This is a genomic window from Streptomyces sp. STR69, from assembly GCF_024519455.1.
In the GTDB taxonomy this organism is placed as follows: domain Bacteria; phylum Actinomycetota; class Actinomycetes; order Streptomycetales; family Streptomycetaceae; genus Streptomyces.
Map to the genome: position 1 here is coordinate 178,826 of NZ_JALJRY010000016.1, position 13,208 is coordinate 192,033.

Below are 13,208 nucleotides of genomic sequence, written 5' to 3' on the forward strand. Positions count from 1 at the left end.
TCGTCCGTAACTCCGGCGAACACAACCGCCGGAAGATCGTGTGATCGCTGCGTCAGGAGGGTTCGGACGGCTGCACGGACGGCCAGTCGGCCAGCCGAGCGCGGGCTTCCTGCGCAATGACAGGCCACGGGTCATCAACCAAACGCACTACCGCCGACCGTGGCGAGTGCGGATGGCCTGCGACGAGCCTCCGCACGGCGTCATGCGGATCGTCGACCAGCTGTTCCAGCAGCTCAGGCGGGCAGTTGCGCTTACTGGCCACCCGGTCTCGAACCCGCCAGTCCGGATCATTGATCAGTTCGGCCAGGATCTGCGACGGCACAGTCCTGTTATGCGCGGCCCAGAAACGCATGTCGGGATGGTTGCGCACCAGGTCCCACCAGACGGGCAGCGGCATGGCTGCCCACGCCGAGCGGTTGTACTCCGCCGGGTCCTCACTCTCCCGCAGCCGGATGAACTCCTCCACGGAGGTGATCTCAGGGAAACGATCCGCCATGACAGCCAGTAAGCCACGATGTCTAGGTCAGACGTCAAGCATCACCCGACGCCAACCCGTCAACAATCAACTGACACTCGACACGGTCCCGTGGGGCTGTTGAGTCTCCGCAGTTGGTTCAGTGCGGCGCCTGGGGCTGGGCGCGAGCCATCAGCGCCGAATTATCGTGATCGCAGAATTTTGCCCGTCTCTGCGTTCCTGCTTGTGACCGCCATGGGGGTCTGACTCGCGGAGACGTACGGCATCATCGGCGACGGCTGAACCCCGCACTCCTGACGACACCAGCCCCGAACACCGGAGACACAACGACCGTGGCTCTCTCACGACACCGCATCATGGCGTGGCTGACGTTTACACTCCTCGCCACAGCGGCGGCCACTGGCTGCCAGTCCGCACCGGTTGCAGCAAACAAGCCGCCGGCAACAGCCACAACTGATACAGCTTCCACGGGAAGTGAAAAGAGCTGCCCGACAACACGGGCTTCCGGCCGGCGAACCGGTCTCGCAACCCCGCCCGAGGGGGTCTCCTGGCAGATGTTCCGCACCGTCGCCGTACCTACGTCTCCCACTCTGGGGCCGAAGAGGACCGCCGGGGACATCGCGCGCTGCTACGCACACAACTCTGCCGGTGCACTTCTCGCCGTCTTCCAGATCGGCACCCGCATTCCGCTGTCGCCGCAGTGGAAAGCGGTAGTGGCAGCGCAAACCTACGGCGATGGCCGTGAGGGCTACGTGGGTGCGCGCACCAGGCGCGAAGCCGAGGTGGGCAAGCCCCCCTCGCCCAAACCCGGCAAAATGCTGCAACCGGCCGGGTTTCGCTTCGACAGCTACTCCGATCAGCGTGCCGTCATCTCCGTCGCCTACCGGCAAGCCGGAGGTGCCCTTATCCAGGCCAATACCACCACCGTGCAGTGGCAGGGTGGATCCAGCGGAGACTGGCGCTTTGAAATGCCTCGATCCCCCGGCCCCTTCCAGAAACTCGACAGCCTCAAGGGCTACACAGTGTGGGGAGCCTCATGAGGAGCCACGGGGGTGCCTCGAACGCTGCGGCTGACATGTGGGATGAGGTCAGGCCCGCCACCGAGCTGAGCACCAAAGCGGCCAACTCAAGCACTCGCCCACGCCAACCGAGGGCGGAATGAGGTTCCAGTTGTTGCCAGGGTCAATCGGATAGGTGGATCAGCCTGCGAGGGGCTCGAGAAGTCAAACGGCTCTACGGCGGCGTAGAGGCCCGGGGTGACGTGGTGGCCGGTGAGCTGGAGTCCAAGTGCTGCAAGGAGTTGGGGGCGAACCAGCATGCCTGGACGGAGTTGTACTTCCTCCTGGAAGTCGTACACATCGGTGAGTTCCCCGACCTGCCTGAACGCGTGCCTTGTCCCGTCCGGCTTCGCCATGCGAGCACTTAATCAGGATCGTCGGCTGCCGAAGTCTCTGCTTGACGCTTGAAGTCGTAGGCGCATGAGGGCAGTTCTGTGCCCTGACGGTGTGCCATCGGCAGGAAGAGTGCCGGTCGAACTGTCCACGTGATGCGCGTGGCGACGTGGGTGACGGACACCGCCCACGGTTCCCCACGCAGGAGGGCTCGTCTCGTGTCGATGCGGTGGTCGTGGAGCCGCGTCCACGCTTTCTGAGAAGCATCAGCGTCGAGGGCCGGTGAGATGGTGCGCGGGATCGTCGACACCCGACCGTCAGCCTCGCGCTCCGAGTACGCGTCGTAGGAGCCGAACAGGGTCGGCGGCAACTGCCCGTCCGAGCCCTCCGTCCAGCACTCGCACCAGTAACCGCGCCTGGCCGTGATCCTCAGCATGGGCGTGCTCCTCGTCGTGCGAGCCCAACGGGGCCTCGTCCAGCTACCTCGGCAAGGACGGCAAATGGCATGGCCGGGTGACGGTCGGCGTCCGCGATGACGGCAAGCCTGACCGCCGTCACGTCGAGCGGAAGACGAAAGCCGAAGCGACCAAGGCCGTAAGCGAGTTGGAACGGACCCGCGACGACAAGAAGCTCCGGAAGCCGGGTAAGGGCTGGACCGTCCAGGGCTGGCTTGAGCACTGGGTCGAGAACATCGCCAAGCCGTACGTCTCCGAGAACACCTACGCCGGATACGAGGTGGACGTCCGCGTGCACCTGGTCCCGGGTCTCGGTGTCCACCGGCTCGATCGGCTGGAACCCGAGCACCTGGAGCGCTTCTACCAAAAGATGCAGAGCAACGGCAGCGCGGCCGGCACCGCCCACCACGTGCACCGTACAGTCCGTACCGCCCTCAGTGAGGCAGTACGGCGCGGACACGTGCCCACCAACGCTGTGCCGAGATCGCCAAGGCGCCTCGACTCGAAGAGGAGGACATCGAGCCGTTCACGATCGAGGAGTTCAGAGCCTGCTCGTCGAAGTGGCCAAGCTCCGCAACAGTGCACGTCGGGTCGTCGCCCTGGCGCTCGGCCTGCACTGGGAAGACTTCGACATTCTCCGCCGGCACCAGGAGGCCCACGAGCGGGAGCGCATCGCGGCCGGCACTGACTGGGAGGGCAAGGGATACATCTTCGCCTCGCTGATCGGCGGCCCTCTCAGCCCCAACACCGACTCCCACACCTGGAAGCGGCTTCTCCGGGACGCGGGCGTACGGAACGGCCGTCTCCACGACGCTCGCCACACCGCAGCGACCGTCCTCCTGATCCTCGGGGCCCCTGACGTCGTGATCGACTCGATCATGGGTTGGGAGCCAGAGCCAGCCGGTGCGGACAACAAAAACACCGGAGCGGACAAGAAAACCAACTGAGACGAAAACTGAGACGGACAACGACGAAGGGCCCCACCGCGAACGGTGGGGCCCTTCGACATCGTGCCCGGTGAGGCACTGGCGGAGGATACGAGATTCGAACTCGTGAGGGGTTGCCCCCAACACGCTTTCCAAATGTTCGTCTGGGGGTTCCGGGGCATACGGGAGCGTTCTGACCTGCGATGGAGTGGGGGTGGTCGGGACTTCTGGACAGTGCCGTACGCAGGTGAACGCAACCAGAACTGCAACCAGGGCATCTCAGCCGCTGCTCATGGTCTGCGCCAGGCGCTGAGCAGTTCGTCGGGACCGTACGCCGCATGAAGCCCAGCACAGCTGGTTCCGTTTCGGGAAACCGCCACGAGCGGCACTGGCTCGTCGGTGATCGCCGCCCGGTGCTTCTGCAGTGCGGCCAGGTCGTGGCTGTCGAGCGGGGAGTTCTCCAGCCACTTGATCGAGCCGAGGAAGAGCAACTGCTTGGCCACCGGCTGCCGGTCGGCGCCCACCAAGTCGATTTCGACGTCGTTGCTGCGGGTCCAGTAACCGCCGATCGCAGGGGCGGCGGGCAGGAGTCCGTCCGGCAGGAGGCGGGCGAGGGATTCCCGGACCAGGGGCTCGATCGCGCGGCCCCGCCAACTCGTCCACTGCTCCCTGATCCGGCTCAGTGTGAGATCTCCCCGCATCCGCTCGATCTCCGCCATGTGCGGATCCAGAAACGCGAGCCAGAACCGCAGGTAGGGGTCTGCCACTCGGTAGCGGCGTTCTTTCGACGGGCGCAGGGAGAGGGGCAGTTCGGCTGCCACCACCCGCTTCTCGGTCAGGACGTCCGTTGCCCGGGTAAGCGTGGTGTGGGCGATGCCGCCGGCGGCGCGCGCGATGTTGGTGAAGGTTCGTTCTCCGGCTCCGATGGCACGTAGGACTTCCCTGCTCATCGCCTGCGGTGGGAACTCCGCGGCCAGTGAGCGTTCGGCGGAGACCAGCAGCGCCGAGATCGGGTTGTCGAGCGAGTCGCGGAGGAACTCCCAGACGTCCGCTCCGGCCCGCCACTCCGCACAGATCAGCGGAAGACCGCCCGTGATCAGGGCGGCGTCGAAAGCGACCGCCGGCGACAGGTCGAGCATCTCGCGGATGTCGGCCGGGTTCAGCGGTCCCACGACCATTTCCCGGCCCCGCTGATGGAAGGGGCGGTCGTAGCTGTTCAGCGCCTCCATCATCGACAGGTCGGATCCGACCAGGAGGAGGAGCACGGGCTTGCGGCTGAGCAGCCGGTCCCAGGCCCGTTGCAACATCCCCTCGAACGCGTCGATTCGGTCCATGAGATACGGAACCTCATCGATGACGACCACGCTCGGGCTGTCGTCGGGCAGGACCTCGGCAAGCAGCCTGAACGCCGCATTCCACTGCTCCGGGGCCTCCTCCGAGAACAGTCCCCGCTCCGGGAGGGTGGATCTGGCGACGGCGTCGAGCAGCTCCGTCAGCTCGTCGTCCGCTGTGCCGCCCGCCGCGGTGAAGAAGAGGTGCGGCGTCTCGGTGCGCCGGAGGAATTCCTCGACGAGGCTGGACTTGCCGACCCGCCGCCGTCCGCGCATGAGGATGCACTGGCCTGGTTTCGCCGACCCGGCGGCATCATGAACCGCCTGCAGGGCGTTGCCGAGCACGTTCAGCTCGCGGTCCCGCCCGATGAAGCGACGCATGGCAAGCCTCCCGTAGGCAATAGTATCGGAAGAGATACTATCCCTGTCGATACCATCGCCTCTTTTATTCGGGCATGACGCTGTGGATGCGGGAGAGGGTGAAAACGCGCTCGGCCTCCCGAAGGTGGCACCAGGCTTCCAGGTACGGCGGGTCGAGTGCGAGGCGGCTGAGGGTGCGCACGGTCCGGCTTCCCGAGGCGGCGACGTACTCGACGGTGATGGCCTGATCGGCGTCGATGGCATGCGCGAGTTGGCGGATGTCGCTGTACGACAGGCGCTTCGCCCACCCTGCGACGATCTCCTCGGTGTCCGTGGCGAAGGGCACTCCTCCCTCGAACGGCGCCGGTTCGGGAGTCGTCGGCGGGGCGGCCAGCAGTTGGGCCGCCAGGATGCTCGGGTCGGCAGCGGTGGGAGCCTTCGCCGCGCGTGTGGCAGCGATCCGGCCGCTGTTCCTCGCGCTCGTGCCGCGTGGAGTGGGAACGGGAGCGGCGGCCCGCTGAGGCCGGGCTTTCTCGATGCGTACCGTGCCCTCGGCCGTCTCGGCGACAGGGGCGTACCCCTGGGCCCGGAGCGCGGCGAGGGTCGTGTCGATCGGGCTGCGGCTGATGAGCACCGTCGGTGCCAGCTGCCGCAGTCCAAGTTTGGCGAGCCCGCGGTGGGCGGCGAGCTCGGCCAGGAGCGCGGGTTCCTCGCCGTGGATGACGCAGGCGGCGGGGGCGATGCGCACGCGTCCGTGGCCGCGCGCGGTGTCGGCGATCAGATACGACAGCGGCTGTGGCAGGGGCCCGCCGGCGACAGCGGCCAGGTCGGCTGTGATGTCCTCGGGGATGCGGCCGGCATCCAGAGCCCGGCGGATGCCGCCGACGCTGAACCGCCACACCGATGCCGTGCCGCTGGTCTCTCGATCGGCGACGGAATCCAGGAGCGCGGTCAGCCGCGTGGACGGCGGGCCGGTGACGACGGCGGTGAGGTCGGCGCCGATCCGAGCCACTGCCGTGGCCGACGGGACCAGTCGCCGGCACTCGATGCTCAGCCCCTCCGTATCGCCGGTCCGCAGGTGGATGCCGAGAGCGGACAGGGCGCCACGTGCGAGTACGCCGAGGAGCTCGGCCTCACGGATCACGGTGGCGAACGGCGTTCCGTCCTGGGGTGACGAGTCGGCGAGGGGGCGGTGCCAGGCGATCAGTGGCCCCAGATCCGAGGCGACTCCCGCGCCCTGCCCTGCCGGGAGCTGTGCTGCTGCGGCCAACAGCCCGAGGCGGGCCTGCACACAGCCGCCGCAGGGTGGCGCTCCGGCGACGGCGGGGAGCGCTCTGTTGTCCTCGTCGCGCGCCTGGGTGGGGGTGAGCGGCAGGTTCTGCCATGCCTGGAGCAGCACTGCGAACTGCTCCGGGGGTTCCTGTTCCGCCCAGGCGTCGTATGCCTCGGTGGGGGCCACACGGTCGCCGTCCCGGCCCAGAAGCCCAGCGGCGTACGAGGTCTCCAGGGTGATGCGTACGACAGCGTCGTCGGCCTGGGCCGCCTTGCCGATCCGGGCCAGTTCACGTGCACCGATCCCGCCGGACTTCAGCCGGGCCGGTGCCGTTGCCGAGCAGGCCGCCAGGACCGAGGCGGCATGGGTTACGAAGGCCGTGGCCGCGGCCGATGCTTCGCGATCGGTCTCCGTCGGGGTGACAGATGCCGACCGGGGGCACGGTGGGACGGGCTCGAACGGGACGTGCCAGCCGGGCCCGCGCAGCGCGAGTGCCACCTCGGCGGGCATACGCGCCGGGCCGTATCGGTGCCGGTCCTGGATCAGGAGCCCCCGGTCCAGTGCCCATCGCGCACCCGGTTCGAGGTCGGGCCCAGGAAACCCGGACACGACGAACTGCGGCTGCCTCGTAGCGGCCCGCGCCAGGCGGTCGAGCAGTTTCCGGGCGGTCTCGGGGGCCTTTGCGATCACGGAGGTGATCTGCTCCGGGTCGCTGTGGTGCTCCACCACGGCGGCCAGTCGGTGCGGCTTGGCGCCCGGCGGCTTGACGCCCAGTCTCACCAGCATGCCGCGCAGTTCGTCGGAGGTCGTGCCCGCGAGCAGTTCCTCCAGCGGAGCATCCAGCCCAAGGGGTGTGTCCCATGCCTGCCGCAGCGGTCCGGTCATACGGAGCTGCCCCGCGCCGTCCGGCCAGACCAGAGCGTGATCGGCCAGCGTCTCCAGCACGGTGTCGAGTTCGCGGGTGGTTGCGTCGTCCACGACTCCCAGCAGTTTCACCAGAGCATCGCGCGATGCGTGGACCCCAAGCGCCGCCAGCGCCTCGGCCACCTGGAGGTGTGGCAGCGCGAGCCGCGGCAGGATCAGCGCCACCGATCCCGGGCGCTGAAGACGATCCGCCAGTTCCCCCAGCGAACGCGGCTCCGGAAGCGACACGGCGTCCTGCCGTGCCCCGAGCACGCGCGCCAGACGAGAGCCGTCGAGGCTGCCGAGCCATGTCGCCAGCGTGGATCGGGACTTCATGCGACGTGCACCTCGTCAGACCAGGGAGCTTCGTAGCGGGCCCGGGTTCAAGGATGGCGTATCCCCGTGATCCGCGGGTGCCGCAAGGGGCAGGTTCCCCCTTGGCGGGCGTCGGCGGCTTGTGGGCCGCCGCAATTGCGGCGCGAGAGGGCCGACGGATCGGCTAAATGTCTGAAATGGAAGCTTATAAATGCAACCAGAAATGCAACCAGTGCACGATGTCGAAGGGCCCCACCGCGAACGGTGGGGCCCTTCGACATCGTGCCCGGTGAGGCACTGGCGGAGGATACGAGATTCGAACTCGTGAGGGGTTGCCCCCAACACGCTTTCCAACTGTGGGGGTGAGGTGGCGGGGTGCATTCGGGGGCGTTCACTTGGGTTCATGGGCGGTTGGCCCGTGTGGTGAGCCCGACGCGCGGCCTCCACTGAACAACCGTGAACGGTGGTGAATGAGACGGAAACTGAGACGGGGGAGGCTGCTTCACTCTTCGCCAGATGGGGATGAGGCGGTCGGCGTCGTCCATCTGTCCGTGGGCGTCGAGCACCTGCACAGTAAACGGCCCGTTGTCGGGTTCCGGGTCCTTTCAGCACGACCTCCAGCCGCCTCCCAGGATGGAAGCGACCACTTGGTCGGTCTGCTCAAGGTGGGAGAAGTTTCGCAGTAGGCCGTGACCGGGCGGTGGGTACCGCGCTTGGGATCGACTTCGAGGGCAACATCCGTTTTCTTGTCCCAGGTGAATAGAACAGCGGACGGTCGGCAGGCACATTTTTAACCAGTTTGGAGGACAGCATGCTGTCGGACGTCACGGCTTTCCGCACTCGGAAATAATGGGCCCTCACTGATCATTCGGTGCACCCCAATGGAAGACAAGCGTGACTCTGGTACGACCCGTGGGAAATCTCGGATAAACATGCATAGAAGCCTATTGGGTCGGTCTTGCGCCCAAGTTCCGTCAAAGTTCGCCGTCACAATTTTGCCAGTCGCTTCAAAAGCGTTCGATATTGAGTGATAAATTCATCAGGTTCGCGAGGGTCGCTCCCATAGAAACAGGCGGAGTCGACACCGTGTTCGTCGTCTAGTCGGAGCTCTTTACGCAGGTGCTTCAGAAGGGTTGCGTCTACTTCGTGGCCGTCGCTGCGGTACCCGACTGTAGCGCCGTAAGTTCTCACTTTTGAGAGACCGAACAAGCCTTTCGCTTGAACCGTACGCTGTACCTTGATCCTATTTCCAGGCATTGGAGAGCCGATCTGACAGTCAAATCGAGAAAGGATTCGACGGAGTTCGCGCCATTTCAGTAGGCGGTCTCCATGCTGTATTTGCCGACTATTTTTCAGGACCCATCGAGCAATTTCTTGAACTTCTCGATCGGCGACTGAACTCCAGCCAGTTGGCACAAGACGGTGTTGAGCTACCTTCAAAACCAACTTGAACAAGTCGCGCTCTGTGCAAGTGAGAAGCACATTATTCCGGTCTAGGAAGGCTAGGGCCGAGACGAGAGCGGTACGCTTGTTTCCATTATGAAATGGATGGTTGTGGATAATTGAGTGCAGCAATGCCGCACCAGCCAGTTCGACGGTCGAGTATTTACGCTCACCGCCCAGAGAGGTGCCAGGGCGAAACGCAGCAGATTCCAGAAGGTTATTGTCTCGCACTCCGGGTGGATCAATTGGGTCCTTAGAAACTCTGAAATCCTCCACAAGAGCGTCGTGGATGCTGTGAATGTCTGCAGACGAAAGCAACTCGGCCTCTCGCTCTCGACCGACCGTCTGCCAGACGAATTCTGGTTCGTCTGTCTGCTTGCTTGACGTGGGAGTAGGAGAAGTAAGGACCGGGGAGAAAGCTCCCGCCCTTCTTAGTTTTTTGAGGGCGCCTTTAGGTAGCATGCGCGCATCTGTAGATACGGAAATTCCATATTTCAGCAGACGCTCACGCGCTTCTTGTTCCGTCACCTCCCAAGCCTGTACCCAGTATGCTAGACACTGCATCTTCTTAGCTGTGACTACCCCGAGCGTTGAGCACGCACCAGACATATCGCGTACAGGTATCGTGTCATCAATGTCTTCTAGCGACCCATAACCCGCGTCCCATAGGGTTACAAGTGCGAGATCGTAGTCAAGTCCAGCTTCGTCGGCCAGTTCTCTAATGGTCTTCACCTTGGACAACAAGGACTCCTCATACATGATTCTTTTGACCTTCAAGGTCATATTACGACTGAGGGGCCCTCTGCGCGAGGCTTGGAGAAATTGATCATTGGCAAGCCTCATCCAAGTTGGGGTTGGTGCGAGCCGAGCCGTAATGCCCAACCCTCGACGGATGAGAGTGAATACGAAAAAAGGTATATATCGGCATCAGTTTATTGCAGACTGAGCGTATGGACATCGCAGACCCCTGGGTCGCTGACCTGGGCCTTTGTCATGGAGCGGTGACGAGAATCGAACTCGCACTCTCAGCTTGGGAAGCTGCGAGCATTTGCGGTCGGCTCGGGCGTTGACCTGGGCGAATGGTCGTGATGCGGTCTTGTCGGACTCTGCCACCTTCACCGTGGTTCCCCGTTGCTCCCCGCTCGATCTGGTGCGGTTGAGGTGCGGCCATCCAGCCGACAGTCTTGAAAACCGGCGGAGGGGGTGCCGCTCCAAGAGCTGCACCCCCTCTATGGACCCGTGCGCCTGGTGGTCGTCGGCGGTCATCATTGGCCACCGTTGAGCGGCCTCGGACGGCCCAGCCTTGCCGGGTGCAGGGTCGCGCTCGACTCACGACAGACACCTTCGATGTGATCAGTCTGTACCTCAGCCGACGAAAGTCAGCCACGACGGTGGATGCGCCGACCGGTCAGGCGCGCGTGTGTCTCGCTACACCGTTACCGGCCTCAGCCACGCTATCGGGCTTGTCGTCGACCACGGTAAGCCGCGGCGGCCGGCCCGTGACGACTGCGCCGGAGCCTTCAGCTTGGGAAACTCAGCTATCCATGGGTAGCTGGTGGGTTGATCTACGACGGACCGGCGTTCCCACCTCGGCGCATCCATTGCCTAGTTCTTGCTGCTCCCCTGAGTCTCCGCTGTATCTGGCACATGAGTGACACGAGCCTCGGCTTCTTGTTTCGAAGTGCCCTTGTGGAGGCCGGGAGTTGACAGCTCCATCCAGCCATAGCCATCTACTGCGGAAGTCTGCGATGCCCTGCCTTGTTGGCGACCTTGGCGCTACGCTGCCGTCGTGACAGACGAAGAGACGAGTGATGTACCGAGTTCTGGTGAACCGCTCGAACGCGGAATCTTTGATGGGTTTTCCGGCTACACAACCCCTACTGAAGATGACTGGAAAAATGTCCTGAGTGACGGACTGATAGTTGTCGATACGAATGTTCTATTGAACCTCTATCGATACAATCAGGACGCGCGGAGCTCTCTGTTGGCCACACTGCAGAAATTCGAGGCGCGCCTTTGGGTGCCGCATCAAGTCATGGATGAATTTTGGCGTAACCGTGAGAGTGCTCTTGAAGATCCAGAAAGACAGCTTCAGCAATCTATTTCAGCTCTGAGGTCCGGCCTAGAGAAGCCAATTTCTGATCTGCGTCATTGGGTAAACCGTGTGTCCTTGGATCGGGCAAGCGCCATCCAGCTTGAATCAAAGCTGACGAGTGCGCTTGAAGACGTAATCGGCGCCATGGAAGTCGTGGTTGATAGTAGCGGAATTGAGATGGAGGCGGATACGTCAAAAGATGCAGTAGTGGCCAACCTTACTGCCTTGCTGCAAGGGAAAATTGGCGGACCTCTCGATGCGAAGGATCATGACGTTGCCGTAGTTGAAGGAAAGCGGCGCATTGAGAAAGAAGTCCCACCTGGCTATAAAGATAAGAAGAAACAATCGCGAGGCGATGATACGGAGGTGGGAGACTACCTCGTGTGGCTTCAATTGATCCATGAGGCTAAGCTAAGAGCCAAAGATGTTCTTTTGGTAACAGGAGACACAAAGGAAGATTGGTGGCGCACTCGAAACCGCATACCTTTGGGGCCTCGGAATGAGCTAACCGAGGAGCTGCTCCGCGAGGCCGGTGTCCGGCTATACATGCTGAAGCCAGATCGACTGCTCACTTACGCCCGAGACTTCCTGCAGGTCGCCGTCAGCGAAGACTCGGTGCAAAATGTGGAGATGGTAAATGCTCAGTCTGAATCCGATGAGCTATTTCGACATCTAGAACGACTGGCGGAATCAAATAGCGCCCATGCTGTTGTCAGTACATGGGTTGAAGTTGAAAAGGCGCTCCGTAGGACGCTCCCAGACGACCCATTGCAGCATCGCCGGACAACTGCGATGCAGATGATCGGAGAAATGGCACAGCAAGGTCTAATTTCTCAAGAACTGGCACGCTCCGCCAAAGAGTTGAATCAGATTCGTAATCGCATCGCACACACGGGGGAATCGGATCTAACGCAAGAAGGTGCGCTTTCGTTCGTATCTGCCGCAAGAAATCTCATCGAGACTCTGGCTGTGACGGCCACTCCTCAAGCGCAAGGGCTGCGGTTTGAGAAATCGATTATTGACCTCATTCGAGTTGCTGGGTTCGAGATGACATCTGCTGATCTTTTGGTTGACCAAAGTTACAGCTTCCGTGTTGCGAATCGTTCGCGGCCGGAATCGTTCGTTGCAATCCAGGTTAAGTATTATTCGAGCGGGTCATTCGGCGCAAAGGCGCTTGATCTGCAGCGGGAGCGGCTCTCTTCGTTGCCGGATAACGTGACCTCTCTACTCGTGGTGACGAATGCGCCTCTTGTGGAGACTGTGCAAGCCTTCAACGCCTCCGCCATTGGTGAAAGTCCAGTCACGTTGGGAGGGCGCCGCTATATGGAAGTTGTGCAGTGGAGAAATTCGGACGATGATCACCTCGTGGTGCGTGCTCTGTTGAGATCGATGCTTTGAGGCGGATCATCGATGTGTGCGCGGCCCGGGCGCCGGCCGGGCTGGAGCGGGGCGGAGACAGGAGTGCAGGCTCGGCCGGGGGCCGGGCCGCGCGCGGGGAGCGAAGCGAGCCGCCTTGAACCAGTAGAGAAAGTTGTAACTCAGTCGGTTGCGTGGGGCTGGGATTGACTTCTGTTACTCACTGGGCCGGTACGAGAGCACGGGGTCAGCCCATCCTCCGAGGCGGCGGGAGAGCCCGAATCGTGAAGGTAGCCACCAGCGTCGCGTGAAGTGGATGGCGCTGACCGAGGACCACTGTGGGCCGGAGAGGTCTTCCACGCCCCACCACGTTTTGACGGCCTTGCTCCCGTGTAGCTTCAAGAGCGGCCAGCGTGGGAGATGCAATCCGGTGAAGAACATCGAGACGTCGTCTCCGCACTTGGTGGTGTAGAAGTATCGGTCAACGTCGGTGTAGCTGGCGCCCAGACCGCAGTCCAACCCCATGGTTCCGCCGAGCCACGTCAGGGCCAGCTTTTCGCTGGCAGGGATTGACGGCACGAGCACTGGGTTGAACCAGACCTCGCTGTTGAGGCCTCGTTTGAGACCGGTCCTGACGGCCTGGGCAACAACGATGTTGGTCGCCGGACCCGTTCCTACGTTGACGAGCCACCACTTGGGCTCCCCAGAGCCGCCTTGCCCGCTCTCCCACATGAACTGCAGGACGGGCATGTGGGAGCGTCGGCTGGATGCGTAGGCGATGGTTAAGGAGCCTAGTGAGACGAGCACTGCAAGGACCGAGATCAGAATGGTCATCGTTGCCCTCCTGTACGTGCGACGAGCGCGCGTCCTCAATACCCGCTATGT

The 13,208-nt window shown here is 63.1% G+C and carries 8 protein-coding genes and 1 pseudogene; 3 read left to right on the forward strand and 6 right to left on the reverse strand.

Going from position 1 to position 13,208, the window contains the following annotated elements; translation table 11 throughout:
* Nucleotides 1-52: 52 nt before the first annotated feature.
* The gene (locus OC490_RS28785; RefSeq protein WP_262060916.1) at nt 53-496 is read right to left on the reverse strand and encodes a hypothetical protein; all 444 of its coding nucleotides are present in this window, start codon (nt 494-496) and stop codon (nt 53-55) included.
* 533 nt (nt 497-1,029) lie between these two features.
* Here OC490_RS28785 and OC490_RS28790 point away from each other — a divergent pair.
* Nucleotides 1,030-1,515, forward strand: a complete 486-nt coding sequence (locus OC490_RS28790) for a hypothetical protein (RefSeq protein ID WP_262060917.1) — start codon at nt 1,030-1,032, stop codon at nt 1,513-1,515.
* A 382-nt stretch (nt 1,516-1,897) separates the two neighbouring features.
* Here OC490_RS28790 and OC490_RS28795 read toward each other — a convergent pair whose 3' ends face one another.
* A complete protein-coding gene (locus OC490_RS28795) occupies nt 1,898-2,302 on the reverse strand; it encodes a hypothetical protein (RefSeq protein ID WP_262060918.1) in 405 nt (134 codons plus the stop codon).
* 77 nt (nt 2,303-2,379) lie between these two features.
* Here OC490_RS28795 and OC490_RS28800 point away from each other — a divergent pair.
* Nucleotides 2,380-3,214 (forward strand): annotated as a pseudogene (locus OC490_RS28800) (tyrosine-type recombinase/integrase); the annotation flags it as partial.
* Between the two features lie 323 nt (nt 3,215-3,537).
* Here OC490_RS28800 and OC490_RS28805 read toward each other — a convergent pair.
* The 3 genes from OC490_RS28805 to OC490_RS28815 form a co-directional block, all read right to left on the reverse strand.
* On the reverse strand, nt 3,538-4,959 hold the full coding sequence (locus tag OC490_RS28805; protein ID WP_262060919.1) for an ATP-binding protein: 1,422 nt from the start codon (nt 4,957-4,959) through the stop codon (nt 3,538-3,540).
* A 64-nt stretch (nt 4,960-5,023) separates the two neighbouring features.
* A complete protein-coding gene (locus tag OC490_RS28810; RefSeq protein WP_262060920.1) occupies nt 5,024-7,450 on the reverse strand; it encodes a helicase C-terminal domain-containing protein in 2,427 nt (808 codons plus the stop codon).
* A gap of 966 nt (nt 7,451-8,416) precedes the next feature.
* Nucleotides 8,417-9,655, reverse strand: a complete 1,239-nt coding sequence (locus OC490_RS28815) for a type II toxin-antitoxin system death-on-curing family toxin (protein WP_262060921.1) — start codon at nt 9,653-9,655, stop codon at nt 8,417-8,419.
* 1,006 nt (nt 9,656-10,661) lie between these two features.
* On the opposite strand from OC490_RS28815, the gene OC490_RS28820 reads away from it, so the two are divergent.
* On the forward strand, nt 10,662-12,365 hold the full coding sequence (locus OC490_RS28820; protein WP_262060922.1) for a PIN-like domain-containing protein: 1,704 nt from the start codon (nt 10,662-10,664) through the stop codon (nt 12,363-12,365).
* Nucleotides 12,366-12,539: 174 nt separating this feature from the next.
* Here the strand turns inward: OC490_RS28820 and OC490_RS28825 are convergent, their stop codons facing one another.
* The gene (locus OC490_RS28825) at nt 12,540-13,157 is read right to left on the reverse strand and encodes a hypothetical protein (RefSeq protein ID WP_262060923.1); all 618 of its coding nucleotides are present in this window, start codon (nt 13,155-13,157) and stop codon (nt 12,540-12,542) included.
* Between the last annotated feature and the right edge of the window lie 51 nt (nt 13,158-13,208).

Bases quoted from the DNA above. Each gene is read 5' to 3' on its own strand.
- OC490_RS28795 (WP_262060918.1), bottom strand. From the start codon at position 2,302: ATGCTGAGGATCACGGCCAGGCGCGGTTACTGGTGCGAGTGCTGGACG.
- OC490_RS28805 (WP_262060919.1), bottom strand. From the start codon at position 4,959: ATGCGTCGCTTCATCGGGCGGGACCGCGAGCTGAACGTGCTCGGCAAC.
- OC490_RS28810 (WP_262060920.1), bottom strand. From the start codon at position 7,450: ATGAAGTCCCGATCCACGCTGGCGACATGGCTCGGCAGCCTCGACGGC.
- OC490_RS28825 (WP_262060923.1), bottom strand. From the start codon at position 13,157: ATGACCATTCTGATCTCGGTCCTTGCAGTGCTCGTCTCACTAGGCTCC.
- OC490_RS28815 (WP_262060921.1), bottom strand. From the start codon at position 9,655: ATGACCTTGAAGGTCAAAAGAATCATGTATGAGGAGTCCTTGTTGTCC.
- OC490_RS28790 (WP_262060917.1), top strand. From the start codon at position 1,030: ATGTTCCGCACCGTCGCCGTACCTACGTCTCCCACTCTGGGGCCGAAG.
- OC490_RS28785 (WP_262060916.1), bottom strand. From the start codon at position 496: ATGGCGGATCGTTTCCCTGAGATCACCTCCGTGGAGGAGTTCATCCGG.